Here is a 26,531-nt window from a genome sequence, read left to right on the forward strand (position 1 = left end):
CCGGGGGTGGATCTCAGACCGTTGGTGGGTGGTGCAGAACGAACTGGCTCATCGCGAGGTACTCATCGAGTGCTCATGAGTCTGTTGCTCCAGTTTCTGTCGGTCGGATCGGTCCGCGAGGCGACGTACTCCCCCACCGGCGCAGTGGACAGCCCACCCGCACCCGGAGTGACCCGGAGCGCACGGGAGAAGGCTTTCCGCCGCACCGCGAGGTCGTAGCAGCCGGTCGTGGGGTGCAGGTGCGCTCCACGGCCCGGCGCGCTGGCGTCAGGATCGGGGAGCACGACGAGCGGGCCGTCGGTCCCCGAGCCGGCGGTCAGCCGCAACAACTCGCATTTGGCGGCCCGCTGCCTGCATCCGATGCACGTCCGGACGGGCCCCGTGGAGGGGAGTGCGTCCGGGCGTGCGGAAGATTTCAGTCGGCGAGCCACCGAGGCTCAACTCTACCGCCTGTCCGGTCGAGGGACCGAACCGGCGTGGCTCAGGCCTCTTCGTCGGAGTGGATGTCGATGCGCCAGCCGGTGAGCCGGGCGGCGAGACGGGCGTTCTGGCCCTCCTTGCCGATGGCCAGCGACAGCCTGGAAGTCCGGTACGACGACCCGCGCCGACTTCGCCGCGGCGTCCACGACCGTCACCGACTGCACCTGGGCGGGCGAGAGCGCGTGCGCGACCAGCGCCGCCGGGTCCTCGGACCAGTCCACGATGTCGATCTTCTCGCCGTGCAGGCTCCGACATCACGTTGCGCACCCGCTGGCCCATCGGACCGATGCAGGCACCCTTCGCGTTGACGCCGGAGACGGTCGAGCGCACCGCGATCTTCGTGCGATGCCCCGCCTCGCGGGCGAGGGCGGCGATCTCCACGGTGCCGTCGGCGATCTCGGGGACCTCGAGGGCGAAGAGCCTTCTTGACCAGGTTCGGGTGCGAGCGGGAGAGCGTGATCTGGGGGCCGCGCATGCCCTTGCGGACCGAGACGACCAGGCACTTGATCCGGGTGCCGTGGCTGTAGTCCTCCCCCGGCACCCGCTCGCTCGAGGGCGCGCTGGGCCTCGAGCCTGCCGAGGTCGACGAGCACGTCGTCGGGGTTGCGGCCCTGCTGGATGATGCCGGAGACGATGTCGCCCTCCTTGCCGGAGAACTCACCGAACCTGATCTCGTCCTCGGCGTCGCGCAGGCGCTGCAGCATGATCTGCTTGGCCGTCGTCGCGGCGATCCGGCCGAAGTCGGCGGGCGTGTCGTCGTACTCCCCGACCTTGTTGCCCTCGCCGTCCAGGCTCCGCGGCGAGCACGCTGACGTGCCCGCTCTTGCGGTCGGGTCTCCACCCGCGCCTGGGCGACCGAGCCCTCGGTCTTGTGGTACGCCGTCAGCAGAGCCTGCTCGATCGCCTCGACGAGGACGTCGAACTTGATCTCCTTCTCCCGCTCCAGCGTGCGCAGGATGTTCAGGTCGATGTCCATCACTCGGCGTCCTTCTCGTCGTCGCTGGTCTTGCGGTTGAACTCGATCTGGACGAGCGCCTTGCGCACGTCCGCATAGGGCACCCGTCGCTCGGCGCCGTCCACGTCCACGCTCACGGCCTCCTCGTCGGAGTCGCCGATCCGGCCGGTGAGCGTGGTGTCGTCGGCCAGGCTCACCTTGACCAGGCGTCCGGCGTTGCGCCGCCAGTGCCGCGGCAGCGTGAGCGGCCGGTCCACGCCGCGGGAGGTGACCTCCAGGGTGTAGGGCAGGCTCGCCCATCACCGCGGAGGCGTCGCCCTCGAGGATCTTGTCGATGACCTTCGTCGCGGCTGCCACGTCGTCGAGCGTCGGCCCGCCGTCGGTGTCGAGCGCGACGCGGAGCACGCGCCGCTTGCCGGCGGGGGTGAGCTCCACCGCCTCCACGTCGAGACCGAGACTCGGCGAGCGGGCCCGTGAGGACGTGCTCGATCCGCTCCGTTGTCGCTCGCTGAGCGCCCTGGCCCGAACCCATGATCGAGTCCTCCCGTGTCCTGTTGTGGCTGTGCCCGCCCACCATAGCGGGTGGAGATAGGGTTCCCCGGTGCCCGCACGAGCGACCCCGATCACGCGCCGCGCCCTGGTGACGGGCTCTCTGGCCGGTGCGGCCCTGCTGGCCACCGGCTGCGACCCCGTGGACGAGCCTGCTCGGCGGTGACGACGACCCGGGCGTGTCGGGCGCGGTGACCCCGACGGCTCCGGCCGTGGACGCCGACGGCGACCTGGTCGCCGAGGTGGCCACCGCGGTCGCCTCGGTCGCGGCCCTCGCCACCGCCACCGGTACGACGTACCCGCCCCTGGCCGCGACCACCACCCGGCTCGCTGCGCTGCACGCCGCCCACCTGAAGGAGCTCGGCGGCGCCGACCCGGCGGAGCCGCCTGCCGTCGCCGGCAACCGTGCGACGGCCCTGCAGGGCCTCGACCAGGCCGAGACCCGGCTCCAGGACCGTCTGGTCCAGGCCGCAGGCCGGGCCGAGAGCGGTGCCCTGGCCCAGCCTGCTCGCCTCGATGGCGGCCGCGGTCGCCCAGCAGCGGGTGGCCCTGTGAGCGACCCGACGCCCACGACGACCGCGTCCCCGAACGGCGCGGAGGCGGTCGAGGCGCTGCAGACCACGTTGGCCGCCGAGCACGCCGCGGTCTTCGTCTACGGCGCGCTCGGCGCGCAGACCTCCCGCTCGACGGCTCCCGGCCTGTTCGCGCGGCTCACCGCCGCCTACCGCCTGCACCGCACCCGGCGCGACCAGGTCGAGGCGATGATCCGGGCGGCGGGCGGCAAGCCCGAGCCGGCGGCACCGGGCTACGCCCTGCCCGCCGAGCTCGGCACCCAGCGCGCCGTGCTCACCCGGGCGCTGCGCCCGGAGCAGGACGCCGCGCGGACCTACGCCTACCTCGTGGCGCACAGCACCGGCAGCACCCGGGCCTGGGCGGTCAGCGCGCTGGTGGATGCCGCGGTCCGCGGACTCGGCTTCGGCGGGCGGGCCGAGGACTTCCCCGGCCGCTGAGGCCGGCCCCGCTACCGCGGAGCACGAGCCCTGGCCCCGAGGATCGTGGTCCAAAACGCCAGCGGTTCGCGGCCTCCGTCCTTCGGGGAACTCCCGAGACGTCCCCCGAAGTACGGGGCCGCGAACCACTGGTGACCGGGGACAACGGTCATCTTGGGTGACGGGAGAGGTGGGGCTCACCGATCACCTGTGCACAATCATGCAACACAGATCCGCCGGGGTCTGCACCTTGCGATCCTCATAAATATGCAGTGCACAAACCTGCAGTTCCGCGGCCGGTTCCGGCGTCTGCGGCGCGCTTCCTCAGCGCCAGGGCGCGAGCAGACTCGGGGATGTCGGCGAGGCGGTGCGCCACCGCGTCCGGCTCACCCTCGGTGTGCCCGACCTGCTCGGCGGGGATGGCGCTGTGCGGGACGTGGATGGCGCGCATCCCGGCGTGCTGGGCGCCCCACACGTCGTCGAAGAGCCGGTCACCGACGTACACGCACCGGGCGGGGTCGGTCACGCCGACCGCGTCCATCGCGGCGCGGAAGGCGTCCGGTGACGGCTTCGTCCAGGGCACCTCGCTGGTGTAGACGTCACCGTCGATCAGGCTCGAGCACGCCGTCGCGCTCGAAGAACCCGCGGTGCCAGCGGCGCGGCCAGATCGTGTTGGACAGCACGCCGACCTTGATCCCCTCCGCCCGCAGCCACGTGAACAGCGGGCCGACCTCGGGATCGGTCAGCGTGTGCGGCTCCCAGAAGGCGTAGTAGGCCTCCAGCAGGCTCCGGATCGTGCTCGAGCCCGGCCTCGGTGAACAGGTCCCCGATCGTCGCGCTCTGCTGGTGGTCGCGGCTGCGGCCCCAGATCACGCTGCCCGCCCGGTGCAGCCGCTGCGCGAAGGCGTGGTGGTCGTCGCTCGTGTCGGGTGTGGTGAGCACCGCCTGCGCCAGGGCCAGCGACTCCGCGTGGAAGTCGATGTCGTGCCACGCCGTCAGCGTGCCGCCCCAGTCGAAGATGACCGCCTCGACAGCCACGGCGTCAGCCCTCGACAAGCGTGCGGATCGCCTCGACCGCGCCGTCGAGGGCGATCTCCTGCTTCTCGCCGGTCCGACGGTCCTTGACCTCGATCACCTGGTTCTCGGGGTCGGCGACCCCGCGGCCCACGGTGACGATGGTGGGCACGCCGATCAGGCTCGGCGTCCTTGAACTTCACGCCGGGGCTGATCTTGCCGGCGCGGTCGTCGTAGAGGACGTCGACGCCCGCGTGGACGAGGCCCGCGACGAGCCCCTCCGCCGCCTCGAAGACGGCCGGGTCCTTGCCCGCCGCGACCACGTGCACGTCGGCGGGCGCGACCTCCCGCGGCCAGCACAGGCCGATCTCGTCCAGCGTGTCCTCGGCGATCGCCGCGACGGCGCGGGAGACACCGACGCCGTAGGAGCCCATCGTGACGGTGACGAGCTTTGCCGTTCTCGTCGAGCACCTTGAGGTCCAGCGCCTCGGCGTACTTGCGGCCGAGCCTGGAAGACGTGGCCCATCTCGATGCCGCGCGCGGACTCCAGCACGCCGCCGTCGCAGACTCGGGCAGGCGTCGCCGTCGCGGACCTCGGCGGCCTCGATCGTGCCGTCGGCGGTGAAGTCGCGGCCGGCGACCAGGTCGATGACGTGGCGCCCGGCGTCGTCGGCGCCGGTCACCCAGCGGGTGCCCTCGCTGACGCGGGGGTCGACCAGGTAGCGGATGCCCGTCGCGGCCTCCTCCCCCAGCACGCCGGGCCCGATGTAGCCCTTGACGAGCGCGGGGTGCTTCGCGAGCTCGGCCTCGTCCATCGGCTCGACCTCGATCGGCTCGAGCCTGGCCCTCCAGCCGCTTCTGGTCCACCTCGCGGTCGCCGGGCAGGCCGATCGCCAGCGGCTCGCGGGTGCCGTCGGGGTGCTTGAGCACGACGAGCACGTTCTTGAGCGTGTCGCCGGCCGTCCACGGCCGGTCCGCCCGGGGGAACGCCGCGTTGAGGTGCGCGACCAGGCTGTCGATCGTGGGCGTGCCCGGGGTGTTCTCGGCGTGCGCGGCGGGGACGTCGTCGTACGCGACGGGGGCGGGAGGACGCACCTCGACGGCCTCGACGTTGGCGGCGTAGTCGCACTTGGTGCAGCGCACGTAGGTGTCCTCGCCGACCTCGGCGCGGGCCAGGAACTCCTCCGACCTCGACCCACCCATCGCGCCGGCCGTGGCCTTGACGATGACGTAGTCGAAACCGAGACGGTCGAAGATCCGGACGTAGGCGTCGCGGTGGGCGGCGTACGACGCGTCCAGGCCCGCGTCGTCGACGTCGAAGGAGTAGGAGTCCTTCATGATGAACTCACGCCCGCGCAGCAGCCCCGCCCGGGGCCGCGCCTCGTCGCGGTACTTGGTCTGGATCTGGAACAGGCTCAGCGGCAGGTCCTTGTAGGAGCCGTAGAGGTCCTTGACCAGGAGCGTGAACATCTCCTCGTGGGTGGGCCCGAGCAGGTAGTCGGCGCCCTTGCGGTCCTTGAGCCGGAAGATGCCGTCGCCGTACTCGGTCCACCGGTTGGTCGCCTCGTAGGGCTCGCGCGGCAGCAGCGCGGGGAAGTGCACCTCCTGCGAGCCGATCGCGGCCATCTCCTCGCGGATGACGGCCTCGACCTTGCGCAGCACCCGCAGCCCGAGCGGCAGCCACGAGTAGCCGCCCGGCGCCGCACGCCGGATGTAGCCCGCCCGCAGCAGCAGCCGGTGGCTCGGGACCTCCGCGTCCGAGGGGTCCTCGCGCAGGGTCCGAACGAACAGGGTCGACATCCGCATCAGCACGCTGCGCAGCCTACGGCCGTCCTACGACGGGCCGCGAACCAGTAACACTCAGGCGGAGCGCGCGGCCTTCAGCATCCCGCGGATCATCGGCACCTGCAGCGGCACTCGGACCATCGTCGCCACCTTGTACGCCGTGTTCGAGGACTTCTGCGCGTCCGCGGCCATCTTCGCGTTGCCCGGCAGCACCCCGGCGAGCAGCGCGGCGCTGGCGTAGGCCGCCGCCTTGCGGGTACGCGGGTGCAGCATCCCGGCGGCGCAGGCCGACTCGGCGTACCCGCTCCAGATCACCCACGGGCGCGCCCCGCCGGGCAGTCTGCTCGGGGATGAGCGGCTCGAAGACCTCGGGCTTGACGAGGTGGATCACGCCGCTGACGAAGAAGGCACCGGTGACGGCCTTGGCCGTGAAGGGGACGGGCATGGGACCACTGTGCCAGTCCCGCCCTCAGCCCAGGTCGAGCAGGTTGCGCGCCCCCAAGCCGTAGAGCAGCCGGTCGGCGGCCTTGAGCGCCTCGAACTCCGACGGGTCGTAGAGCCTGGAAGGTCTTCACCCGCGCCGCGGTGGAGCGGGACTCCTCGAGGATGGCGTTGACGGCGTGCCGGGCGGACTCGTTGGCACCCTCCATCGTGGCCAGGTCGATGTCGGTCCGCACGAAGTCGCCGGACATCAGCAGGTTCGGGATCCTCGTGCGCGCGGTCGGGCGGTGGCGCCAGGAGTCGACGGTGTTGACCAGCAGCGGCGTCTCGTTGGTGTTGCGCCGGTTCGCCGCGTCCCACTGCACGCCCGGGTCGAGGAACCACGAGTGCACGATGCCCTCGGGCATCAGGTCCCCCACCGTGTGGTGGTCCCGGACCTGGGCGAGCACCTCGGCGGCGATCTCCGTCGCTGTGCACTCCTTGGCGGGCTTGCCGTAGAGGATGCCCTTCGCGTCCCAGTTGGAGATGTCGACGGACAGGATGTCGACGACCTCGCCGTCGCCGTAGTCGCGCGGGATCTGCCGGTCGGCCCAGAACTGGCCCTGGGTGAGCGCGGTCAGCGACCAGGGCGAGTCGATGAAGGTGATGTGCCCCTTCGTGACCTCGACGTGGTCGCGCAGGAAGAACTGGATGCCGACCATCCAGTCGGTCTGCAGCGCGGAGAGACCCCTCAGCCCCGGGTCGAGCGCGAGCACGTCGGGCGTGAGGGTAGGTACGGCGCGCTCCACCGGCATCGCGCTGACGAACCAGTCGGCCTCGACGCGGCTCGTCGTACCGGCGGCGTCGGCGAGCACGGCGGCGGTGATCCGGCCACCGGAGGTCTCGTAGCGCACCAGTCGCTGGCCGGGGACGAAGCGGACGCCGAGCCCGCGCAGGTAGGTCGTCCACGGGTCGATCCACGCCTCGTTGGTGGGCAGGTCGAGCACCCGGTCCAGCGCGCCGTCGTTCCCCCGGCCCATGATGTTGTAGATGAACGCCTCGCCCATGTTGCCGATGGTGCGGGTGCTGGCGATCGTCTCCTTCGCGGCCACCAGGTTGCGGGTCAGGCCGGCGGCGAGGATCTTCTGGTAGGGCTGGGACCGCTTCGCGGCGCCGACGAAGTCCCACCACGAGACCTTCTCCCACTGCCCCAGCCGGCGCTCGTCGCAGGCTGGTGAGGAAGACCAGCAGCCGCTCGACGAAGTACGTCAGGCTCCTGCGGCGGCACCGCGTGCCCGCCGAGGTTGTCGAGCAGGAAACGGCGCAGGCCGTCCACGGTCAGCAGGCTGCTGCGGGTCCGGACCGACACCGAAGACGAAGGCGTCCGCGTGGTCGCCGCCGCGCAGGAACTTGCCGCCGCTGGCGGCCACCAGGTTGTCGCCGACCGTCCCGGAGCCGAACGGGATGCGCCGCATCGTGTCCGGCACGTGGTGGTAGAAGCCCGGGAAGAAGCGGAAGCCGTGCTCCCCCGGCAGGTCCGCGCGACCACCGGCGCCGGTGCCGGCGAAGGGGATGCTGCGCGCCTTGCCGCCCCATGCCGAGGGCTCGAAGACGGTGACGGCGAAGCCGCGCTCGATGAGCTCGTGGGCGGCGGTCAGCCCGGCCATGCCGCCACCGAGGACCACGGCGTTCTTGCCCGGCGTGGCGGCGAAGGCGGGCGCCAGGCCGGCGCCGGCCAGCGCCACGCCGGCGCCGACGGCGGCCGAGGAGCCTCAGCAGGGTGCGGCGGTCGAGGCGGTGGGTCATCTGGTCTCCCCCATGAGATCAACCGACACTAGTGTCGGTAACTGGCGACACCGAGTATCGTGACCAGCACCACAGCAGGTCAAGGCCCTGAGGCCTACTACCGACAACCCTGTGGGTACGACGACGAGGAGGCACCCGTGGCCACGACGGACACCGTCCGCCGCCGGCTCAGCGCGCCCGCCCGCCGCCAGCGGATCGAGGCCGCGGCCGTCGAGGTCTTCGCCGAGCGCGGCTACGACGCCACCTCGGTCGGCGAGATCGCCACCGCGGCCGGGGTGTCCCGGACGGTGCTCTACGACCACTTCCGCTCCAAGCGCGAGCTCTACCTGCAGGTGCTCGACGCCCAGAACGCCGCCATGCTCGCCGAGGTCGGCGCGGGGATCACCGGCGCCGGCGCGGGTGCGGACCGGCTGCGCGCCACCGTGGCGGCGTACCTCTCCTTCGCCCGGCACCGTCCCGCAGCCCGACGGCTGCTCGTGGACCCGATCCCGACCGGCGACCCGGACCTCGACAGCGTCCTGGCGGCGTACCGGACGGCGCGGGCCCAGGCCGTGGCCGCCATGCTCGCCCCCGACCTCGCCCGCTCGGGCCTCGAGCCCGGCGCGACCGGCTCCGCGGTCGTCGTCGAGCCTGCTCATCACCGGTGTCGACGGTGTCGCGCGGTGGTGGCAGGAGCACCCCGGAGCGCCGCTGGAGGAGGTCACCGACATCGCCTCGCGGCTGCTCTGGAACGGCCTGCCCCGGGTCGGGCGCTGAGCGCTCTCCCCGCGTGGTGGCGTTGTGTCGGAGGCTCGGTCTAGCGTGCCCAGCATGACCACCGCACTCCTCGTCATCGACGTCCAGCAGGGCAACACCGCCGAGGCCTACGACCGCGCCGGCGTGATCGCGCGGATCCGCGGCCTCATCGACCGGGCGCGCGCCGACGACGTGCCGGTGATCTGGGTCCAGCACGAGGCGGGGCCGTTCGTGCCCGGCTCCGAGGCCTGGCAGATCGTCGAGGAGGTGCGCCCGGGCGAGGGCGACCCGGTCGTGGCCAAGACCTACCTCGACTCCTTCGCCGGCACCGACCTGCGCGCGCGGCTCGACGCACTCGGGGTCACCCGCCTGGTGCTGTGCGGCGCCGCCACCGACGCCTGCGTGCGCAGCACCGCCGCCCGCTCGCAGGTCGAGGGCTACGACACCGTGCTGGTCGCCGACGGGCACACCACCGACGAGGGCCCGTGGCCGCTCCCCCTGCCCGACGGCAGCACGGTGCCGGTCGGGGCGAAGGAGATGATCGCGTTCACGAACTTCTTCGTCGCCGACACCGAGTACCCCGGGATCACCACCGAGGTGGTCACGGCCGAGGAGGTCACCTGGTGAGCCTCTAGAACGTCGCGGTCAGAACATCACGGTCGCAAAACGCGTCGTCTCCACGAAGCCGACCCGCTCGTAGACCGCGCGCGCGGCAGTGTTCCAGTCGTTGACGTAGAGCGAGACCGTCGGCGCGATCCGCGCCCGCACCTGGTGGACCACGGCGGCCATCCCGGCCGTGGCCAGCCCCTGGCCCCGTCGGTGCGGTGGTACCCAGACCCCCTGGATCTGGGCGGCCTGCGCAGTGGCGCACGCGACCTCGGCCTTGAAGACGAGACTCGTCGCCGTCGTACCGGACGAAGGACCAGCCGCGGCCGATGAGCCTGGGCGACGCGGGCGCGGTAGAGGTCGCCGCCTCCACCGGACTCGGGCGAGACGCCGACCTCCTCGGTGTACATCGCGACGCAGGCCGGGTAGAGCGTGCCGAGGTCGCCCTGGACCCCGGCTCGCACACCCTGGTCGGGAGCCACCGCGGGCGGGCCGTCGAGGACGAGGTGACGCTGGTCCCAGCGGGTGTCTCGGGGCTCGCCCCAGTGCGGGGCGACCTCGTCCCAGAAGGCCCGGACGGCGCTCTGCTGGCCGACCAGCGTGGAGGCGGTACGACGCCGCGCGAGCGCACGCTCGGCGAAGGCCACCGCGTCCTCGGGGCGGGCCTGCACCGGGACCAGGTTGGCGGCGACGTGGCAGGCCGCGACGAGGTGGCCGCCGTCGAAGCGGCCCCACATCTCGCCGCCGAGCCAGCGCGGTTCGAGGTTGGTGGTGTGGGCGCGGTGCAGCGCGAACACGTTGACGACCGGGTCCTGGCTCGCGAGGCTCCACGAACGCGGGGACGTCGGCGGTCGCGAGGACGCGCACGCCGTGCCGGGTGGTCAACACGGAACCACCCTAGGGCGTGGGCGGTGTCAGCGAACCGTCAGGAGACGGACACGCTCGGCTCCGCGCCCTCGACGGGCTCCATCGACTCGGCGATCTTCATCGCCTCCTCGATGAGGGTCTCCACGATCTCGGCCTCGGGGACGGTCTTGATGACCTCGCCCTTGACGAAGATCTGGCCCTTGCCGTTGCCGGAGGCGACGCCGAGGTCGGCCTCGCGGGCCTCACCGGGGCCGTTGACGACGCAGCCCATGACCGCGACGCGCAGCGGGACCTCGAGGCCGTCGAGGCCGGCGGTGACCCGCTCGGCCAGGGTGTAGACATCGACCTGGGCGCGGCCGCAGGAGGGGCAGGAGACGATCTCCAGGCTTTGCGGGGGCGCAGGTTGAGCGACTGCAGGATCTGGATGCCGACCTTGACCTCCTCGACCGGCGGCGCGGAGAGGGAGACCCGGATCGTGTCGCCGATGCCGCGCGAGAGGAGGGCACCGAAGGCGGTGGCGGACTTGATGGTGCCCTGGAAGGCGGGGCCGGCCTCGGTGACGCCGAGGTGCAGCGGCCAGTCGCCGGCCTCGGCCAGCGAACTCGTAGGCGCGGACCATGACGACCGGGTCGTTGTGCTTGACCGAGATCTTGAAGTCGCGGAAGCCGTGCTCCTCGAAGAGGCTGGCCTCCCAGACGGCGGACTCGACCAGCGCCTCGGGCGTGGCCTTGCCGTACTTCTCCAGCAGCCGCTTGTCGAGCGAGCCGGCGTTGACGCCGATCCGGATCGAGGTGCCGTGGTCCTTGGCCGCGGCCGCGATCTCCTTGACCTGGTCGTCGAACTTCTTGATGTTGCCGGGGTTGACCCGCACCGCGGCGCAGCCGGCCTCGATGGCGGCGAAGACGTACTTCGGCTGGAAGTGGATGTCGGCGATGACCGGGATCTGGCTGTGCTGGGCGATCTCCGGCAGCGCGTCGGCGTCGTCCTGGCTCGGGCAGGCCACCCGGACGATGTCGCAGCCGGCGGCGGTCGACTCGGCGATCTGCTGCAGCGTGGAGTTGACGTCGCTGGTCAGCGTGGTCGTCATCGACTGCACCGAGATCGGGTGGTCGCTGCCGACCCCGACCTTGCCCACCTGGATCTGGCGGGTCGGGCGGCGGGGGGCGAGCACCGGCGGCGGTGCGGCCGGCATGCCCAGGCTGATGGACGTCATGACCTCAAGATTAGTCGCGGGGAGGTGGAGATCAGGATTCGAGGTGCACGGGCACGACGAGGTCGCCCACGATGAGCACGACGCCCATCACCAGGATGGCCAGCCCCACGACGTAGGCGACGGGCAGCAGCTTGGCGACGTCGACGTACCCCGGGTCGGGACGCCGGCGCAGCCGGGCCCACCCGCGGCGCAGGGCCTCCCACAGCGCCCCGGCGATGTGCCCGCCGTCGAGCGGCAGCAACGGCACGAAGTTGAACATGCCGATGAAGAAGTTGAAGCCCGCGACCAGCATGAGCAGGGAGATCATCTTCTGCTTGACCGGGATCTCCTCGTGCGAGGCGGTCTCCCCCGCCAGCCGGCCGCCGCCGACGATGCTGACCGGGCCCATCGGGTCGCGCTCCTTGACCCCGACGATCGCCTGCGCCACGCCCCAGACCTTCGTGGGCAGGGTGCCGAGCGCCTTGACGACGTCGACGGTCATCGTGCCCATCTGGCCGAGGGTGTAGCCGACGCCGCCCGTGGTCGGGTGGCTGCGGGGGGTGACGCCGAGGAAGCCCACCTTCGCGTCGGTCGCGCCTCCCGCCTTGGCGGGCGGACGGACGACGGTCGTGGTCTGGAAGGTCCGCTGCTCGCCGTCGCGCTCGACGACGACGGTGGCCTGCGCGGTGCCGTTCTTCCTGACCAGGTCCTGCATCTGCTTCCAGCCTGGTGATCGCGACGCCGTTGAAGGAGACCATCCGGTCGCCCTTCTCGATGCCCGCCTGGTACGCCGGGGTGGGCTGCTTCGCGAGCCTCCTCGGGGGTGCACACCTCGCCCGTCTCGCTGCTGGGCTTCACACAGGCCGAGACCTCGCCGACGGTGGTCTCGATGGCCGGGTCCCCGGCGTTGCCGTAGGTCGCGAAGACACCGACGAAGATGCCGAAGGCGATCAGGATGTTCACCGTCGGGCCGCCGCCCATGACGATGACCTTCTTCCACCACGGCATCCGGTAGAACAGCCGCTCGGAGTCGGCGGGGGTGATGGTCTCCCACTCGGCCGCGCGCGCGTCGGAGATGAGCCTGGGTGAACATGCCCGTGTTGGACTTGCGGACCTTGATCACCTGGTTGCCCGCGGAGTCCATCTCGACGCTGTCGGCCAGGTGGTCCGCGCCCGGCGGCAGCATCCCGACGATCTTGACGTAGCCGCCCAGCGGGACCGCCTTGATGCCGTACTCCGTCTCGCCGACCTGCTTGCTCCACACGGTCGGGCCGAAGCCGATGAAGTACTGGGTGACCTTCCCGCCGAACGCCTTCGCCGGGATCATGTGCCCCAGCTCGTGCAGGCCGATGGAGGCGAGGATCGCCAGGGCGAAGACGAGCACGCCGAGGGTGTAGAGCAGAACGGTCATCACGGGCGTCTCGGGTGTCCTCAGTGCGGTCGTGCGGCGATGGTGCGGGCGGCAGCCTCACGCGCCCACGCGTCAGCGGCGAGCACGTCGTCGAGCGAGATCTGCTCTCCCGAGGGTACGTCGTGGGCGGCAACCACGCTGGCGACCACGTCGACGATGCCGGTGAAGGGCAGGCGACCGGCACGGAACGCCTCCACCGCGACCTCGTTGGCAGCGTTGTAGACCGCGGGCGCGGCGCCGCCGCGCTCCCCCGCGGCGCGCGCCAGTGCGACCGCCGGGAACGCCTCGTCGTCGAGCGGGAGGAACTCCCAGGTCTCCGGGCGGGTCCAGTCCACGGCCGGCGCGGCGTTCGGCACCCGCTCGGGCCAGTCCAGGCCGAGCGCGATCGGGATGAGCATGGTCGGCGGGCTGGCCTGCACGATCGTGGAGCCGTCGACGAACTCCACCATCGAGTGGACCACGCTGGTGGGGTGGACGACGACCTCGATCCGGTCGTAGGGGATGCCGAAGAGCAGGTGCGCCTCGATCACCTCCAGGCCCTTGTTGACCAGGGTCGCGGAGTTGATGGTGATGACCGGGCCCATGTCCCAGGTCGGGTGGGCGGCGGCCTGCTCCGGCGTGACGTCGGCGAGCTCGGCGCGGCTACGCCCGCGGAAGGGGCCGCCGCTCGCGGTGAGCACCAGGCGTCGTACCTCCTGGGGGGTGCCGGCGCGCAGGCACTGCGCCAAGGCGCTGTGCTCGGAGTCGACGGGCACGATCTGGCCGGGCTTCGCGCGCTCCAGGACGAGCGGACCGCCCATGACGAGCGACTCCTTGTTGGCGAGTGCCAGCGTGGTCCCCGCGTCCAGCGCGGCGAGGGTGGGACGCAGGCCGACCGCGCCGGTGATCCCGTTGAGGACGACGTCGCAGGGCTCGGCCGCCGCCTCGGTGCTGGCCTCCTCCCCGAGCCCGGAGAAGCGGGGGGCGAACTCGGCGACCTGCTGCTCGAACAGGTCCGGGTTGCTGCCGCCCGCGGTCAGCCCGACCACGCGGAAGCGGCCCGGGTTGGCGCGCACCAGGTCGAGCGCCTGGGTGCCGATCGAGCCGGTCGAGCCGAGGATGACGACGTCTTTCACCCCGTCGTTCTATCAGGCGTGCACGGCGCTCCGGCACCTGTCACGGTCCTGTGACGTCGCTGCCGCCGGGTTGTGAGATCGCCGACGCAACCTGCGGGCATGTCTCCGCGTCTTCCTCCCGTGACCACCACTGCTCGCCTCGGGATCGTCCTCACCCTCGGGCTCCTCGCCGTCCTCGTCCCTCTCCTCCCCCTCCCGCCGCAGGCCGCCATGCCGTCCGTGACCGCGGTCCCCGCCGCGGCCGCCGACCCGGCACCGGGGACCGCGCCCTCGCCAGCGCCCGCGCCCGCGCCGGTCGAGCGCAAGCGCTGCGTGGGGCGGGTCGCGCTGACCTTCGACGACGGCCCGGCTCCGCGGGTGACGCCCGGGCTGGTCCGCGAGCCTGCAGCGGCTGCACGTGCCGGCGACCTTCTTCATGGTCGGCCGCAACGTCGCCGCCCACCCCGAGACCGCCCGGCTGGTGCAGCGGGCCGGCTTCACCGTCGGCAACCACACCTGGTCGCACGCGGACCTGCGCACCCTCACCGGCCCCCAGGTACGACGCGAGTCGGCCCGCACCCGCCAGGCGCTGATCCGCGCGGGCGTCCGGCCGGGCCGCCTCGCCCGCCCGCCGTACGGCGCCCTGGACGCCACCGCCCGCCAGGCTCTGCGCCGCGAGGGACTCCTCCCGGTGCTGTGGACGATCGACTCCCGCGACTGGGCCGACGGCAGCACCCGCGACATCGCCCGCCGGATCCTGCGAGCGCTGCGCCCCGGCGACAACATCGTGCTCCAGCACGACGGCGTGGCCCGCTCCCCGCTGTCCGTGGCGGCCGTCACGGAGGTCGTCACGAAGGCCCGGCACCGCGGCTACTGCTTCTCCGCGCTCGACGGATCCGGTGACGTCCGCCACTGAGGACGGCGTGCCCCCTGCGAAATGCCCACTTCCGACGCTCTCAGACCCCATGCTTTCAGCGTGCTGCTCTCCCGTGCCCGGACGGTGGTCACGGGACGGAGGCTCGCGACCGCCGCCTCGGCCGTCGCCATCCTGCTCCTCGCCCACGCGCTCAGCGCCGGCCCGGTCCCGACCGAAGCCGCCGGGCGCGACGTCCCCGCGGCGCAGGCTGGCCGGTGCCGCGGCACCCCGGCCGCGCCCGGCCCCCGCCGGGCGGGCAGGTGCCTGCACGGGCACCGTGGCGCTGACCTTCGACGACGGCCCGGTGCCCGGTACGACGCCGCGGCTGGTCCGGATCCTGCGCGAGCCTGCACGTGCCGGCGACGTTCTTCATGGTCGGCAGCCGGGTCCAGGCGCATCCCGAGCCTGGCCCGTCTCGTCGAGCGCTCCGGCTTCCTCATCGGCAACCACAGGCTGGGCGCACGAGAGCCTGCCCTCGCGCTCGGACCAGCAGGTCCGGGCCTCGATCGCCGGCACCAACCGCACCTTCGTGCGCGCAGGCGTGCACCCGACCCGGCTGATGCGCCCGCCGTACGGCGCGATGAACGCCCGGGTGCGCGCCGACATCGTCGGCCTGGGCTACACCCCGGTGCTGTGGAGCATCGACTCCCTCGACTGGAGCCACGGCAGGCTCGGACCAGATCGCCGCCCGGATCCTCGGCGCGCTGCGCCGGGGCCGCAACGTGGTGCTCCAGCACGACGGCGTCGATCGCTCACCGCTGTCGGTCGACGCGGTCACGAAGGTCGTGCGCGGCGCCCGCCGGCACGGCTACTGCTTCACCGCCCTCGACGGTCGCGGCCAGCCGGGCTTCCCGGTGCCGGTCGCGTCGGTCTCGGTCAAGAACGCCGCCGAGGGTCGCTCCGCGCTCGCCGTGGTCCGTCTGGACCGGATGGCCGGACGGCCCACCTCGGTGGCGCTCACCGTGCGCTCCGGGTCGGCGACCATCGGGCACGACCTGCCGGCCCTGCGGGCCCGGCTCACCGTCCTGCCGGGCCGGTTGACGGCGAGCATCGCGATCCCGATCCGCGCCGACGGGCTCACCGAGCCCGACGAGCGGGCGAGCGTGGTGATCGGCCAGCCGAGCGGGGTGCGCATCGGCACCGGCACCGCGGTGCTGACCATCCCGGCCCAGGGCGCCGGGAGCCCGGCCCGCTGGTCACCGCACTGATTCCTACCGAGCGGGCTCAGCCGTCGGTGAGGGTGCCGGCCGCCGTGTACGGGTCGGTCTCGCCGGCCACCACCGCCGCCGCGAGGTCGTCGAGACGGTCGCCGTCGCCGACGCTCCCCCAGCGCTTGCGCAGCGCGGTGAGGGCGAGGGTCTCGATCTCGCTCCGCGCGCGGCGGACCCGGCGCCGCTGGAGCTCGCCGCTGTCCCGCAGCCAGTCGCCGTGCTCCTCCAGGGCGTCCACGACGTCGGCGACGCCCTCACCGGTGGAGGCGACGGTCTTGAGGACCGGCGGGCGCCACACGTCCTCGCGACGCTCGGCGATGCCGAGCATCGACCGGAGGTCGCGTCGTACCTTGTCGGCACCGTCGCGGTCGGCCTTGTTGACGACGTAGAGGTCACCGATCTCCAGGATGCCGGCCTTGGCGGCCTGGATGCCGTCGCCCATGCCCGGGGCCAGCAGGACGACGGTCGAGTCGGCCTGCCCGGCCACCTCGACCTCGCTCTGGCCGACGCCGACGGTCTCGACGAGGACGTAGTCGAAGCCCGCCGCGTCGAGCACCCGCAGGGCCTGGGGAGTGGTCCAGGCCAGTCCGCCGAGGTGGCCGCGGGCGGCCATCGAGCGGATGAAGACGCCCGGGTCGAGGACGTGGTCGCCCATCCGGATCCGGTCGCCCAGCAGGGCGCCTCCGGAGAACGGCGAGGAGGGGTCCACGGCGAGCACCGCGACCCGTCGGTCGCGGCGGCGCAGACTCGCCGATGAGGGCGTTGGTCGAGGTCGACTTCCCGACCCCGGGCGAGCCGGTCAGACCGACGATCCGGGCGTGGCCGGTGTGCGGCGCGAGTGCGCGCATCAGGCTCCGGCAGGAGCGGCGACTCGTCCTCGACCTGCGAGACCAGCCGGCCCACGGAGCGCGGGTCGCCGGTGCGGGCCTTCTCGACCAAGGCAGGAACGGCCGCCGCGGTGATCCCGCGGCGGCCGCCCTGGATGTCCTGCTCAGGCAACGGGTCAGGCAGAGGGGACGCGGATGACCAGCGCGTCGCCCCGGCCGCCGCCGCCACACAGGGCGGCCGCGCCGACGCCGCCGCCGCGGCGCTGGGCTCCAGCGCCAGGTGCAGCGTGATCCGGGCACCGGAGGCGCCCAGCGGGTGACCGATGGCGATCGCGCCGCCGTTGACGTTGACCTTGTCCTCGTCGAGGCCGAGGGCGCGGGCCGACTCGATGCCGACCGCGGCGAAGGCCTCGTTGAACTCGACCAGGTCGAGGTCCGCGACGCTCAGTCCGGCCTTGTCGAGGGCCTTCTGGGTCGCGTTGGCCGGCTGGAGTCTGCAGGCTCGAGTCGGGGCCGGCGACCTGGCCGTGGCTCAGGATCTCGGCGAGGATCGGCAGGCCGGGTCTCCTCGGCCTTGGCCTTGGAGGTGACGACCACGGCCGCCGCGCCGTCGGAGATCTGCGAGGCCGAGCCGGCGGTGATCGTGCCGGTCTTGGAGAACGCCGGGCGCAGGCCGGAGAGCGACTCGGCCGTGGTGTCGCCGCGCACACCCTCGTCGGCGCTGATGACGACCGGGTCGCCCTTGCGCTGCGGGATGCTCACCGGGACGATCTCGTCGTCGAAGACGCCGTTCTTCTGCGCGGCCGCGGCACGCTGGTGCGAGCGGGCCGAGAACTCGTCCTGCTCCTCACGGGTCAGGCCGTTGTCGCGCTCGGCGTTGACGGCCTCGGTGAGGTTGCCCATCGCCTGCTGCGTCGCCTGGTCGTAGAGCGCGTCGTAGGCCATCGAGTCGACCAGCGTGGTGTCGCCGTACTTGAAGCCGTCGCGGCTCTTGGGCAGCAGGTGCGGAGCATTGGTCATCGACTCGGTGCCGCCGGCGACGATGATGTCGGCCTCGCCGGCGCGGATCAGCGCGTCGGCCCGGGCGATGGCGTTGATGCCCGACAGGCACACCTTGTTGATGGTGATCGAGGGGACGCTCGCGGGCAGGCCCGCGGCGAGACCGGCGGTGCGGGCCGGGTTCTGGCCGGCACCGGCCTGGAGCACCTGGCCCACGATGAGGTAGTCGACCTGGTCGGGCGCGACGCCCGCCTTCTCCAGCGCACCCTTGATGGCGACACCGGCGAGGTCGGCGGCCGAGAGGGACTTGAGGCCACCGAGGAGGCGGCCGATCGGCGTACGGGCGCCGGCGACGATGACGCTGGGGTTGTCGGACATGGATCCTCCGTGCAGACGTGTGGTCGGAACATTTCGACTCTACTCGCGGGTATCCAGGCCCGGCGAGGGGTCCATCGTGCGGTCGGTGAGGCACTCGTCACACCCCTCGGAGGAGGGTGCGACGGCACAATGGCGCGCATGAGCATCACTGACCCGGTCACCAGCGCAGTCCCCACGCACCTGTTCACCGCCATCGACCATGTCGGCATCGCGGTGCCGGACCTCGACGAGGCGATCGCGTTCTACCGCGACAACTTCGGCATGCACGTCACCCACGAGGAGACCAACGAGGAGCAGGGGGTGCGCGAGGCGATGGTCGCGGTCGGCGACACCGACTCCAAGATCCAGCCTGCTCGCGCCGCTCAACGCCGACTCCACGATCGCGAAGTTCCTCGACCGCAGCGGCCCGGGCCTGCAGCAGGCTCGCCTACCGGGTCACCGACCTCGACCAGGTCTCCGCGATCCTGCGCGAGCGCGGCCTGCGCCTGCTCTACCCGGAGGCGCGCCGCGGGACCGCGGACAGCCGGATCAACTTCGTGCACCCCAAGGACGCCGGCGGCGTCCTGGTCGAGCTCGTCGAGCCGGCCGCGGGCGGCGCTCACTGAGCACGCTCAGGCCCAGCGGAACCGGAGGCTCCTCGCCCGGCCTGAGCCTGGGCCAGCCGGTCGGTATCGGCATCGGCCACCACGGCGACCACGGGATAGCCCCCGGTCACCGGGTGGTCGGGGCCGAACACCACCGGCCGTCCGTCCGGCGGCAGCTCGGACCGCGCCGCGCAGGGCACCCTCGCTGGGCAGGCTCCTCGCGGTCCGGTACGACGCCGAGCGGCTCCCCCTCGAGCCGGAGCCCGACCCGGTCGCTGTCCGCCGCCACCCGCCACGGCGTGCCGACCAGGGCGTCGAGGCCGGTGGCCCAGTCGTCGCGCGGGCCGCGGTGCAGGCGCACGGTCGCCGGGGCGTCGTACCTGCTGGCGGGGACGGCGTCCACGCCGATCGTGCCGGCGACCTCGCGGCCGATGGCGATCACGTCCCCCGCTCGCACCGGCCCCGGGCCCAGACCGGCGAGGCTGTCGTGGGCACGGGAGCCGAGCAGCGCGGGCAGGTCGAGGCCGCCACGGACGGCGAGGTAGGAGCGCAGGCCGCTCGCCGGGGTGCCGAGGGCGAGCCGCTGGCCCGGCCGCAGCGCGAGCACCGCGCCCGTCGGCTCGGCGCGACCGTCCACGCTCAGCGGCGCGGGCGCGCCGGTGACGCAGACCCAGAGCGTCCCCGCGGCCTCGACCTCCAGCCCGCCGAGCACTACCTCGAGGGTCGCGGCGCCGGGATCGTTGGCGAGCAGCCGGTTGGCGAGGGCGTGGGCGACGCGGTCGGCGGCCCCGGAGGCGCCGACGCCGATCGCCGCGTGCCCGGGCCGGCCCTGGTCCTGGACGAGCACCGGTCCACCGGCCGCCCGGACGACGAGCGCGCTCATCGGGCCTCGAAACGCACGGTCGTCCCGGCGGTCAGCAGCGCCGGCGGGTCGCGGTCGGCGTCCCACAGGACCAGTTCGGTGTGGCCCAGCAGCTGCCAGCCGCCGGGCGAGCCTGCGCGGGTAGATCCCGCTGAACTCCCCCGCCAGCCCCACCGAGCCCGCCGGCACCCGGGTGCGTGGGCGCTCGCGGCGCGGGACCCGCAGCCGCGGGTCACCGCCGACGAGGTAGGCGAACCCCGGCGCGAACCCCCCGAACGCCACCCGCCACGGCGTCTCCGTGTGCGCCGCCACGACCTCCTCGGGCCTCAGCCCGGTCAGGCTCGGCGACCTCGGCCAGGTCCGCGCCGTCGTAGGCGACCGGCACGACGAGCTCCCGCCGCGGTAGTCCCTGACGAGAAGCACTGATCTCGTCTCCGAAAGCGTGCCTTTCGTCAGGGACTACCCCGCGGAGCCGGTCGACGGACACCCCCGGCCGGGCGACGAGGAGCACCGTCCGGGCCCCCGGTACGACGTCGAGCGCCACCTCCGCGACAGCAGGGTCCGTCCGCAGGTGTGCCACCAGGGCCACCACCGCGGAGGTGTCGGCGAGACTCGACGAGGAGCCCGCGGTCGCCGTACGGGAGGAGGTTCATGCGAACGGCGCCACCGCGACCCCGGCCGCGTCCAGCGCCGCCCGGACGGCCGCCGCGAGGCCGGGCGCGCCCGGCGAGTCGCCGTGCACGCACAGCGAGCGGACGCCGGAGCGGGCGAGGCGGACCGCCTGCGCGGCGACCTCGGCCGGGTCGAGCAGGAGTGCGCCGGGCTCCGAGCGGGGAACCAGGCCGCCACCGGGGAGGTACCCCCGGTCGGCAAAGCCCTCGCCGACCGCGGCCAGGCCGGCGCCGGCGACCGCGGCCAGGAAGTCCGAGCCGGCGAGGCCCAGCACCGGCAGCCCGCCGAAGGCCACCACCGCGCGGACCACCGCCGCCGCCTGCTCCGGGTGGCGGGAGACCGCGTGGTAGAGCGCACCGTGCGGCTTCACGTAGGCGACCCGGGCGCCGGCGGCCCGGGCGATGCCGTCGAGCGCGCCGAGTCTGGTAGAGCACGTCCGCCTCCAGGCTCCGCGGCCGGTACGTCGACGTACCGCCTCCCGAAGCCGGCGAGGTCGCGGTAGCCCACCTGGGCGCCGATCACGACGCCGTGCTCGACGGCGAGCGCGCAGGTGCGGACCAGGGTGAGCGGGTCGCCGGCGTGGAAGCCGCACGCGACGTTCGCGCTGGTGAGGTGCGGGAGCAGCGCGGCGTCGTCGCCCAGCCTGCCACCGGCCGAAGGACTCCCCGACGTCGGCGTTGAGGTCGACGAGGTCGGCACCCTCCTTCGTGGACGGGTCACCCAGATGCAACGTCACGGGGCCTATGGTGACCCATCAGCGCGCCGCCGAGCCCAGGACGGTGCACTCGCGACGACATCGCCGCGGATGAGACGCCCGTCACGAAGCCCCCACGAGGTGGTTACCGATGGGTAATCTTCGCCGCGGCCGTATTGCCATCCGCAAGCATTCCTAGGGAGACGACGACCGTGCAGCACATTCTCGACGCCATCCAGGCCGAAGGGACCTCCTCGGAGGACTTCGCCAACCTCGAGCCTCCCGGAGTCCTACCGGGCCGTGACGGTCCACAAGGACGAGGTGGACATGTTCGAGGGCATCGCCTCGCGCGACAAGGACCCGCGCAAGTCCCTGCACGTCGACGAGGTGCCGATGCCCGAGTCTCGGTCCCGGCGAGGCGATCGTCGCCGTGATGGCCTCCGCCATCAACTACAACACCGTGTGGACCTCGATCTTCGAGCCCGTCTCCACCTTCGGCTTCCTCGAGCGCTACGGCCGTGAGTCCGAGACTCGCCAAGCGCCACGACCTGCCGTACCACATCGTCGGCTCCGACCTGTCCGGCGTCGTGCTCGCCGTCGGCCCGGGCGTGACCCGCTGGAAGGCCGGCGACCGCGTCGTCGCGCACTGCCTCTCCGTCGGCTCGAGGCCCCCGACGGCCACAACGACACGATGCTCGACACCTCGCAGCGCATCTGGGGCTTCGAGACCAACTTCGGCGGCCTCGCCGACGTCGCGATGGTCAAGGCCAACCAGGCTCATGCCCAAGCCCGAGCACCTCACCTGGGAGGAGGCCGCCTCCCCCGGCCTGGTGAACTGCACGGCGTACCGCCAGGCTGGTCTCCGCCAACGGCGGCAACATGAAGCAGGGCGACAACGTCCTCATCTGGGGCGCCTCCGGCGGCCTCGGTGGCTTCGCGACCCAGTACGCCCTCAACGGCGGCGCGAACCCGATCTGCGTGGTCTCCAACGAGGAGAAGGCCCAGATCGTGCGCAACATGGGCGCCGAGATGGTCATCAACCGCTCCGAGTCTCGCCCCGAAGTTCTGGAACGAGGACGGCACCAAGCAGAACCCGAAGGAGTGGCAGCGCTTCGGCAAGGCCATCCGCGAGACTCACCGGCGGCGAGGACATCGACATCGTCTTCGAGCACCCGGGCCGCGAGACCTTCGGCGCGAGCGTGTACGTCACCCGCAAGGGCGGCACCATCACCACCTGCGCCTCGACCACGGGCTACATGCACGAGTACGACAACCGCTACCTGTGGATGAACCTCAAGCGGATCATCTCCAGCCACTTCGCCAACTACCGCGAGTCGTGGGAGGCCAACCGCCTCATCGCGCAGGGCAAGATCCACCCCACCCTGTCGCGCACCTACAAGGCTCGAGGACACCGGCCAGGCCGCCCTCGACGTGCACCACAACAAGCACCAGGGCAAGGTCGGCGTGCTGTGCCTCTCCCCCGAGGAGGGTCTCGGCGTGCGCGACGAGGAGCCTGCGGGCGCAGCACCTCGACAAGATCAACCTGTTCCGCGGCATCTGAGGCGGACCTACGACGGGCCGGCGCACCACGCGCCGGCCCGTCGGCCTTTTTCGCCTGCCGCCCGGATCCGGCGGGCCGGGCTGGGAAAGCTCAGGTCCATCGGGGATCATGGGGCCCATCCCCCCAACTGCCCGCACCGAGAGCCAGGGAGGCTCCGTCCCCATGAGCGATCAGGGTCTGTCCATCTTCGACGACGAGCCCCACACCACCGAGGAGTCCGCCCCCGTGACGACCACCAAGTCCAGCGACGAGGAGCCGACGCAGGTCATCCCGGCGGTCAAGAGCGACGCCCCCGCCCCCCGTCCTCCCGCCGGCTCGGACCGCCCGACGGCCGCGCAGCCCGACCGCGCGGCCGCGACCTCGCCGCGCCCCGCCCCGCGCGGTGCCGCGCCCGCGGGCGCGCCCCGGCCCGTCGGCTTCAACGCTCCGGCCGGCGGCAGCCTGCCGATCGTGCGCAAGGGCGGCTACGACCGCGAGGCCGTCGACACCCAGATCCGCCAGGCTCGCCAGCGAGAAGGCCACCCTGGGCGCCAGCCTGACCGAGTCCGAGCAGCGGGTCATCGAGCTCGAGCAGGAGCTCGCCAAGGCGAAGGCCGAGCCTGGCCGAGAACGACACCCCGTCGTACGCCGGGCTGGGGGGCCGGGCGAGCGCGATGCTGCGCCTCGCCGAGGAGGAGGCCGCCGAGATCCGTGCCACGGCCGAGTCCGACGCGACCGAGATCCGCGACCAGGCCACCCGCGACGCCAAGGCGATCCGCGCGGAGGCGGCCCGCGAGGCCGACGACATGCGTGCGGTCCAGGCTCCGTGGCCTGGAGGAGAACCGCACCCGCCTGCTCACCGACGCCGAGCAGGAGCGGGCGCTGGCGCAGAGCGAGGCCGAGGACACCCGTGCGGCCGCCCGCCGCGAGGCCGACCAGCACCGCCTCGCCGCCGAGCAGGAGGTCTCCGAGCAGCGCAGCCAGGCCCAGCGCGAGGTCGAGCAGGCCCGGGCCGCGGTCGACCGCGAGGTCCAGGAGGCCCGCCGCGCGCTGGCCGTGGAGAAGGAGCGGCTGGCCCGCGAGGCCACCGACCACCACAACAGCGCCGTCGCGGAGACCCGCCGCCTGGTCGAGGAGGCCGAGCAGCGCGCCACCGCCGCGGAGGCGCGCGCCGCCGAGGCCAGCAAGCAGGCCGCCGCCAACCGCGCCGCCGCGCAGTCGGAGTCCGAGGGCCTGCTCACCCGTGCCCGTCGCGAGGCCGAGCAGATCATCGCCTCGGCGCGGGCCCAGGCCGAGGCCGTCGCCGCCAGCGGTGAGTCCGAGTCTGCAGCGCGAGATCGCGTCGCGCCGCGCCGAGCCTGGACCGGCTCACCAAGCGCCGTGCCGCCATCACCGCCCAGCCTGTCCTCCCTGGCCGACCTCGTCGCCGGCTTCGGCGAGGACGAGAGTTGAGCGGGTCCGGCGCCGTCGAGGAGGCGCCGGACGGCGTGACCGAGCACGGCGGGGTCGACCCCGCCGCGCCGGAGCCGGCTGGCGAGGAGGCGCCGTACGGCCAGCCGGGCAAGCCCTTCGACCGGCGCTCGCCGTACTACTACGGCTTCGTCGGCGCGCTCGGGGCGCTGACGGCGTTCTGGCTCTTCCAGGCGATCGTGGGCATCGGCTCGGTGCTGATGCTCGTCGTGGTCTCGTTCTTCCTCGCCGCCGGCCTCAACCCGGCGGTGATGTTCCTGGAGCGGCGCGGGCTGCGCCGCTCGCTGTCGGTCACCGTGGTGATCCTGGCGGCGCTCGGGCTGGTGGCACTCTTCGTCGTGGCGATCGTGCCGGTCATCACCGACCAGGTGCAGGCGATCACCAAGAACGCGCCCGAGTGGCTGGACCAGTTGCAGAAGAACAAGCGCATCCAGCGCATCGACGACGAGTACCACATCATCGAGAAGATCGAGAAGAAGGCTCAACGAGGGCGACCTCGTCGCCGCGGTCTTCGGCAACGCCGTCGGTATCGGGCTCAAGGCTCGTCTCCGGGCTCTTCAACGCCTTCGTCATCGTCGTCCTGACCCTCTACTTCCTGGCCTCCCTCGACAACAGCAAGGCCGCGATCTACCGCCTCGCGCCGGCCTCGCGGCGCGACCGGGTGGCCAGGCTCGGCGACAAGGTGATCGCCAACATCGGCGGCTACGTCTCCGGTGCCTTCATCGTCGCCCTCTGCGCGGGCATCAGGCTCACTGGTGTTCCTGTGGTTCACGCCGGTCAGCAAGTACGCCGTCGCGCTGGCCTTCGTCGTCGCGGTTCTCGACGTCATCCCGATGATCGGCGCCACCCTCGGCGCGGTCATCGTCTCCGCGATCGCCTTCGCCACCGACGTCAAGACCGGCATCATCTGCGTGATCTTCTACGTGATCTACCAGCAGTTCGAGAACTACGTGATCTACCCGCGGGTGATGAGCCGCTCGGTCGACCTGCCGGGTGCGGTGATCGTGATCGCCGCACTGGTCGGCAGCGCGCTGCTCGGCGTCGTCGGCGCCCTGCTCGCGATCCCGGCGGCCGCCGCGGTGCTGCTGATCATCCGCGAGGTCGTGGTCAAGCGCCAGGACGAACGCTAGGCGCCGCCTAGCCGAGCACGGGCTCCTCGGTGGCGACCGCCGGCTCCCCCAGCCGGACCCCGACCACGCCGAGGACGATCAGCACCCCGCCCAGCAGGCTGCACCACGCCGGGCAGGCTGGCCGAGCAGCGCCCAGGCCCACGCGACAGCGGCGACGACCTCGCTGAGAGCCACGAAGGAGGCCAGCCGGGAGCCCAGGCGCCGGCCGGCGGCGATGCCGGTGCCGTAGGCCAGGGCGGCGGTCACCAGCCCGAGGGCGAGGATCGCCTGCCAGGGCGCGACCTCGAGGCCGGCGTACTCCACCGGGGCGGAGGAGGTCTCCACCGGCATCAGCCGCAGCAGCCCGAGCAGGCCGAGGATCACGCCGCCGAGCACGAGGCCGCCGGCGGCCAGCGCCATCGGCGGCAGGCCGTGGCGCTCGTCGGCGGAGATGACGAAGTACGCCGCGGCGCCCACCATCGCCGCCAACGCCCAGGCCGCACCGCGCAGGTCGAAGTCGGCGCCGGAGAACAGGTCGAGCACCAGGAGCAGGCCGAGCACGGCGACCGCCGCACCGAGCACGGTGACCCGGCCCGGGCGCTGGCCGTGGACGAGCCACATCCACACGACCACCGCGGCCGGAGCGGTGTACTCGATGAGCAGGGCCGGGCCGACCTCCATGGTCTGCACCGCGGAGAAGTAGCAGAACTGAGCTCCGGCGACCGCCAGGCCGCCGTAGAGGACCAGGGTGGGCAGGGCCGCACGGAGCAGTCGCCAGCGCCCGCGCATCGCACGCACGCCCAGCGGCAGCACCGCGAGCGCGCCCACGGCGATCCGCAGCAGCACCACCCCGCCCGCGCTCCAGCCGCTGTCGAGCAGGGGGCGCGCCAGCGCTCCGGAGAGCCCGAAGGCGAAGGCGGAGACCAGGGCGAGCATCAGACCGGCGCCGGCTCCCGGTCGCGCAGTCTGGGGCTCGTCACTGGTCAACGTACTCATGGTCCATGACGCTAGAGCGGACTGCGGTAACCTGTCAACGTGGTTTTCGCTCATGACACCGCCGTGTCGCTCCGGGCCGCCGTCACGCTGGTGAACTCCGCCCTGGAGCCGGTCGGGATGACCAGCCCCGAGGAGCCTCGCCGAGTTCCTCGCCGAGTTCGCCTACACCGGGCGCCACGACGGTGACGAGGCCGAGCCTGGAGGAGGTGCGCGCCGTCGTGCCCCGGCTGCGGGACGTGCTCACCGCCTCTCGCGACGGCGCCGTGGAGATCCTCAACGCCATGCTCCGCGAGGCCGGTGCGCTCCCCCAGCCTGCGCCGCCACGACGGCCTGGACTGGCACGTGCACGCCATCGACCCCGAGCGGCCGC

At 72.8% G+C, this 26,531-nt stretch carries 28 protein-coding genes and 8 pseudogenes; 11 read left to right on the top strand and 25 right to left on the bottom strand.

Going from position 1 to position 26,531, the window contains the following annotated elements:
• Window positions 1-62 precede the first annotated feature (62 nt).
• From G5V59_RS09380 to G5V59_RS36260, 4 genes and pseudogenes are all read right to left on the bottom strand, one after another.
• Window positions 63-431, bottom strand: a complete 369-nt coding sequence (locus G5V59_RS09380; RefSeq protein WP_278256268.1) for a YlxR family protein — start codon at window positions 429-431, stop codon at window positions 63-65.
• Between the two features lie 50 nt (window positions 432-481).
• A pseudogene (gene nusA / locus G5V59_RS09385) lies at window positions 482-1,456 on the bottom strand (transcription termination factor NusA).
• Complete coding sequence (locus tag G5V59_RS09390) at window positions 1,456-1,692, bottom strand: hypothetical protein (protein WP_341351168.1); 237 nt, start codon at window positions 1,690-1,692, stop codon at window positions 1,456-1,458. The pseudogene nusA and the gene G5V59_RS09390 overlap by 1 nt, the downstream one beginning before the upstream one ends.
• Before the next feature lie 121 nt (window positions 1,693-1,813).
• Window positions 1,814-2,062 (bottom strand): annotated as a pseudogene (locus G5V59_RS36260) (hypothetical protein); the annotation flags it as partial.
• Between the two features lie 101 nt (window positions 2,063-2,163).
• Here G5V59_RS36260 and G5V59_RS09395 point away from each other — a divergent pair.
• Window positions 2,164-2,994 (top strand): ferritin-like domain-containing protein, encoded by an 831-nt coding sequence (locus G5V59_RS09395; protein WP_278256269.1) that lies wholly within the window; start codon window positions 2,164-2,166, stop codon window positions 2,992-2,994.
• A 238-nt stretch (window positions 2,995-3,232) separates the two neighbouring features.
• Here G5V59_RS09395 and G5V59_RS09400 read toward each other — a convergent pair whose 3' ends face one another.
• The 8 genes from G5V59_RS09400 to G5V59_RS09430 are packed head-to-tail and all read right to left on the bottom strand — an operon-like array spanning window position 3,233 to window position 7,937.
• Window positions 3,233-3,556 (bottom strand): HAD family hydrolase, encoded by a 324-nt coding sequence (locus tag G5V59_RS09400; RefSeq protein WP_278256270.1) that lies wholly within the window; start codon window positions 3,554-3,556, stop codon window positions 3,233-3,235.
• Window positions 3,557-3,582: 26 nt separating this feature from the next.
• A complete protein-coding gene (locus G5V59_RS09405; protein WP_278256271.1) occupies window positions 3,583-4,011 on the bottom strand; it encodes a hypothetical protein in 429 nt (142 codons plus the stop codon).
• 4 nt (window positions 4,012-4,015) lie between these two features.
• On the bottom strand, window positions 4,016-4,159 hold the full coding sequence (locus tag G5V59_RS36265) for a His/Gly/Thr/Pro-type tRNA ligase C-terminal domain-containing protein (RefSeq protein WP_341350894.1): 144 nt from the start codon (window positions 4,157-4,159) through the stop codon (window positions 4,016-4,018).
• A gap of 5 nt (window positions 4,160-4,164) precedes the next feature.
• A complete protein-coding gene (gene proS, locus G5V59_RS09410; protein ID WP_341351169.1) occupies window positions 4,165-5,793 on the bottom strand; it encodes a proline--tRNA ligase in 1,629 nt (542 codons plus the stop codon).
• A 54-nt stretch (window positions 5,794-5,847) separates the two neighbouring features.
• Complete coding sequence (locus G5V59_RS09415) at window positions 5,848-6,087, bottom strand: hypothetical protein (RefSeq protein WP_278256272.1); 240 nt, start codon at window positions 6,085-6,087, stop codon at window positions 5,848-5,850.
• Window positions 6,084-7,304: an FAD-dependent oxidoreductase gene (locus G5V59_RS09420; RefSeq protein WP_278256273.1), complete on the bottom strand. Its 1,221-nt coding sequence runs from the start codon at window positions 7,302-7,304 to the stop codon at window positions 6,084-6,086. Before G5V59_RS09420 ends, G5V59_RS09415 begins: the two co-directional genes overlap by 4 nt.
• Window positions 7,305-7,315: 11 nt before the next feature.
• Window positions 7,316-7,480, bottom strand: a complete 165-nt coding sequence (locus G5V59_RS09425; RefSeq protein WP_278256274.1) for a hypothetical protein — start codon at window positions 7,478-7,480, stop codon at window positions 7,316-7,318.
• Window positions 7,461-7,937, bottom strand: a complete 477-nt coding sequence (locus tag G5V59_RS09430) for an FAD-dependent oxidoreductase (protein ID WP_278256275.1) — start codon at window positions 7,935-7,937, stop codon at window positions 7,461-7,463. The genes G5V59_RS09425 and G5V59_RS09430 overlap by 20 nt, the downstream gene beginning before the upstream one ends.
• Before the next feature lie 198 nt (window positions 7,938-8,135).
• On the opposite strand from G5V59_RS09430, the gene G5V59_RS09435 reads away from it, so the two are divergent.
• The gene (locus G5V59_RS09435; RefSeq protein ID WP_278256276.1) at window positions 8,136-8,798 is read left to right on the top strand and encodes a TetR/AcrR family transcriptional regulator; all 663 of its coding nucleotides are present in this window, start codon (window positions 8,136-8,138) and stop codon (window positions 8,796-8,798) included.
• A 10-nt stretch (window positions 8,799-8,808) separates the two neighbouring features.
• The gene (locus G5V59_RS09440; protein WP_278256277.1) at window positions 8,809-9,360 is read left to right on the top strand and encodes a cysteine hydrolase family protein; all 552 of its coding nucleotides are present in this window, start codon (window positions 8,809-8,811) and stop codon (window positions 9,358-9,360) included.
• 18 nt (window positions 9,361-9,378) lie between these two features.
• Here the strand turns inward: G5V59_RS09440 and G5V59_RS09445 are convergent, their stop codons facing one another.
• From G5V59_RS09445 to dxr, 5 genes and pseudogenes are all read right to left on the bottom strand, one after another.
• On the bottom strand, window positions 9,379-9,906 hold the full coding sequence (locus tag G5V59_RS09445) for a GNAT family N-acetyltransferase (protein ID WP_278259743.1): 528 nt from the start codon (window positions 9,904-9,906) through the stop codon (window positions 9,379-9,381).
• Window positions 9,837-10,076 (bottom strand): annotated as a pseudogene (locus tag G5V59_RS09450) (DUF4081 domain-containing protein); the annotation flags it as partial. The gene G5V59_RS09445 and the pseudogene G5V59_RS09450, both read right to left, overlap by 70 nt.
• Window positions 10,077-10,264: 188 nt before the next feature.
• Window positions 10,265-11,419: pseudogene (ispG, locus tag G5V59_RS09455) on the bottom strand (flavodoxin-dependent (E)-4-hydroxy-3-methylbut-2-enyl-diphosphate synthase).
• Between the two features lie 31 nt (window positions 11,420-11,450).
• On the bottom strand, window positions 11,451-12,809 hold the full coding sequence (locus tag G5V59_RS09460; RefSeq protein ID WP_278259744.1) for a site-2 protease family protein: 1,359 nt from the start codon (window positions 12,807-12,809) through the stop codon (window positions 11,451-11,453).
• 20 nt (window positions 12,810-12,829) lie between these two features.
• Complete coding sequence (gene dxr / locus G5V59_RS09465) at window positions 12,830-13,924, bottom strand: 1-deoxy-D-xylulose-5-phosphate reductoisomerase (RefSeq protein WP_278256278.1); 1,095 nt, start codon at window positions 13,922-13,924, stop codon at window positions 12,830-12,832.
• Window positions 13,925-14,315: 391 nt separating this feature from the next.
• Between dxr and G5V59_RS09470 the strand changes: the two genes are divergently transcribed.
• Complete coding sequence (locus tag G5V59_RS09470) at window positions 14,316-14,819, top strand: polysaccharide deacetylase family protein (RefSeq protein ID WP_278259745.1); 504 nt, start codon at window positions 14,316-14,318, stop codon at window positions 14,817-14,819.
• A 151-nt stretch (window positions 14,820-14,970) separates the two neighbouring features.
• On the opposite strand, the gene G5V59_RS09475 is transcribed toward G5V59_RS09470, so the two are convergent.
• Window positions 14,971-15,192 (bottom strand): hypothetical protein, encoded by a 222-nt coding sequence (locus G5V59_RS09475; RefSeq protein ID WP_278256279.1) that lies wholly within the window; start codon window positions 15,190-15,192, stop codon window positions 14,971-14,973.
• Window positions 15,189-15,425 (bottom strand): hypothetical protein, encoded by a 237-nt coding sequence (locus G5V59_RS09480; protein ID WP_278256280.1) that lies wholly within the window; start codon window positions 15,423-15,425, stop codon window positions 15,189-15,191. The genes G5V59_RS09475 and G5V59_RS09480 overlap by 4 nt, the downstream gene beginning before the upstream one ends.
• 116 nt (window positions 15,426-15,541) lie before the next feature.
• Between G5V59_RS09480 and G5V59_RS09485 the strand changes: the two genes are divergently transcribed.
• Window positions 15,542-16,027: a hypothetical protein gene (locus G5V59_RS09485; RefSeq protein WP_278256281.1), complete on the top strand. Its 486-nt coding sequence runs from the start codon at window positions 15,542-15,544 to the stop codon at window positions 16,025-16,027.
• A gap of 16 nt (window positions 16,028-16,043) precedes the next feature.
• On the opposite strand, the gene meaB is transcribed toward G5V59_RS09485, so the two are convergent.
• A complete protein-coding gene (meaB, locus tag G5V59_RS09490) occupies window positions 16,044-16,748 on the bottom strand; it encodes a methylmalonyl Co-A mutase-associated GTPase MeaB (RefSeq protein WP_341350895.1) in 705 nt (234 codons plus the stop codon).
• 285 nt (window positions 16,749-17,033) lie between these two features.
• Window positions 17,034-18,234: pseudogene (locus G5V59_RS09495) on the bottom strand (acetyl-CoA C-acetyltransferase).
• 138 nt (window positions 18,235-18,372) lie between these two features.
• Here G5V59_RS09495 and mce point away from each other — a divergent pair.
• Window positions 18,373-18,839, top strand: a pseudogene (gene mce, locus G5V59_RS09500) (methylmalonyl-CoA epimerase).
• 106 nt (window positions 18,840-18,945) lie between these two features.
• Here the strand turns inward: mce and G5V59_RS09505 are convergent.
• The 3 genes and pseudogenes from G5V59_RS09505 to G5V59_RS09515 form a co-directional block, all read right to left on the bottom strand.
• On the bottom strand, window positions 18,946-19,992 hold the full coding sequence (locus tag G5V59_RS09505; protein WP_341350896.1) for a carboxyltransferase domain-containing protein: 1,047 nt from the start codon (window positions 19,990-19,992) through the stop codon (window positions 18,946-18,948).
• Window positions 19,913-20,272: a carboxyltransferase domain-containing protein gene (locus G5V59_RS09510; protein WP_341350897.1), complete on the bottom strand. Its 360-nt coding sequence runs from the start codon at window positions 20,270-20,272 to the stop codon at window positions 19,913-19,915. Before G5V59_RS09510 ends, G5V59_RS09505 begins: the two co-directional genes overlap by 80 nt.
• 57 nt (window positions 20,273-20,329) lie before the next feature.
• Window positions 20,330-21,076 (bottom strand): annotated as a pseudogene (locus tag G5V59_RS09515) (5-oxoprolinase subunit PxpA).
• A gap of 182 nt (window positions 21,077-21,258) precedes the next feature.
• On the opposite strand from G5V59_RS09515, the pseudogene ccrA reads away from it, so the two are divergent.
• From ccrA to G5V59_RS09550, 4 genes and pseudogenes are all read left to right on the top strand, one after another.
• Window positions 21,259-22,607 (top strand): annotated as a pseudogene (gene ccrA / locus G5V59_RS36270) (crotonyl-CoA carboxylase/reductase).
• Between the two features lie 162 nt (window positions 22,608-22,769).
• Window positions 22,770-24,038, top strand: coding sequence for an ATP synthase F0 subunit B (locus G5V59_RS09540; protein WP_278256285.1), 1,269 nt, complete (start codon window positions 22,770-22,772; stop codon window positions 24,036-24,038).
• Window positions 24,035-24,640, top strand: a complete 606-nt coding sequence (locus G5V59_RS09545) for an AI-2E family transporter (protein ID WP_278256286.1) — start codon at window positions 24,035-24,037, stop codon at window positions 24,638-24,640. The genes G5V59_RS09540 and G5V59_RS09545 overlap by 4 nt, the downstream gene beginning before the upstream one ends.
• A 171-nt stretch (window positions 24,641-24,811) precedes the next feature.
• Window positions 24,812-25,186, top strand: coding sequence for an AI-2E family transporter (locus G5V59_RS09550; protein ID WP_278256287.1), 375 nt, complete (start codon window positions 24,812-24,814; stop codon window positions 25,184-25,186).
• 78 nt (window positions 25,187-25,264) lie between these two features.
• On the opposite strand, the gene G5V59_RS09555 is transcribed toward G5V59_RS09550, so the two are convergent.
• Window positions 25,265-26,152: a DMT family transporter gene (locus G5V59_RS09555; RefSeq protein WP_278256288.1), complete on the bottom strand. Its 888-nt coding sequence runs from the start codon at window positions 26,150-26,152 to the stop codon at window positions 25,265-25,267.
• Between the two features lie 48 nt (window positions 26,153-26,200).
• Between G5V59_RS09555 and G5V59_RS09560 the strand changes: the two genes are divergently transcribed.
• Window positions 26,201-26,347, top strand: coding sequence for a hypothetical protein (locus G5V59_RS09560; RefSeq protein WP_278256289.1), 147 nt, complete (start codon window positions 26,201-26,203; stop codon window positions 26,345-26,347).
• The last annotated feature ends 184 nt before the right edge of the window (window positions 26,348-26,531 follow it).

This window comes from Nocardioides convexus (assembly GCF_011090295.1).

Excerpts from the sequence above, each read along its gene's own strand:
- G5V59_RS09475 (WP_278256279.1), bottom strand. The coding sequence starts at position 15,192 with ATGAAGAACGTCGCCGGCACGTGCAGGCTCGCGCAGGATCCGGACCAG.
- G5V59_RS09540 (WP_278256285.1), top strand. The coding sequence starts at position 22,770 with ATGAGCGATCAGGGTCTGTCCATCTTCGACGACGAGCCCCACACCACC.
- G5V59_RS09440 (WP_278256277.1), top strand. The coding sequence starts at position 8,809 with ATGACCACCGCACTCCTCGTCATCGACGTCCAGCAGGGCAACACCGCC.
- G5V59_RS09460 (WP_278259744.1), bottom strand. The coding sequence starts at position 12,809 with ATGACCGTTCTGCTCTACACCCTCGGCGTGCTCGTCTTCGCCCTGGCG.
- proS (WP_341351169.1), bottom strand. The coding sequence starts at position 5,793 with ATGCGGATGTCGACCCTGTTCGTTCGGACCCTGCGCGAGGACCCCTCG.
- G5V59_RS09480 (WP_278256280.1), bottom strand. The coding sequence starts at position 15,425 with ATGTCGGCGCGCACCCGGGCGTTCATCGCGCCGTACGGCGGGCGCATC.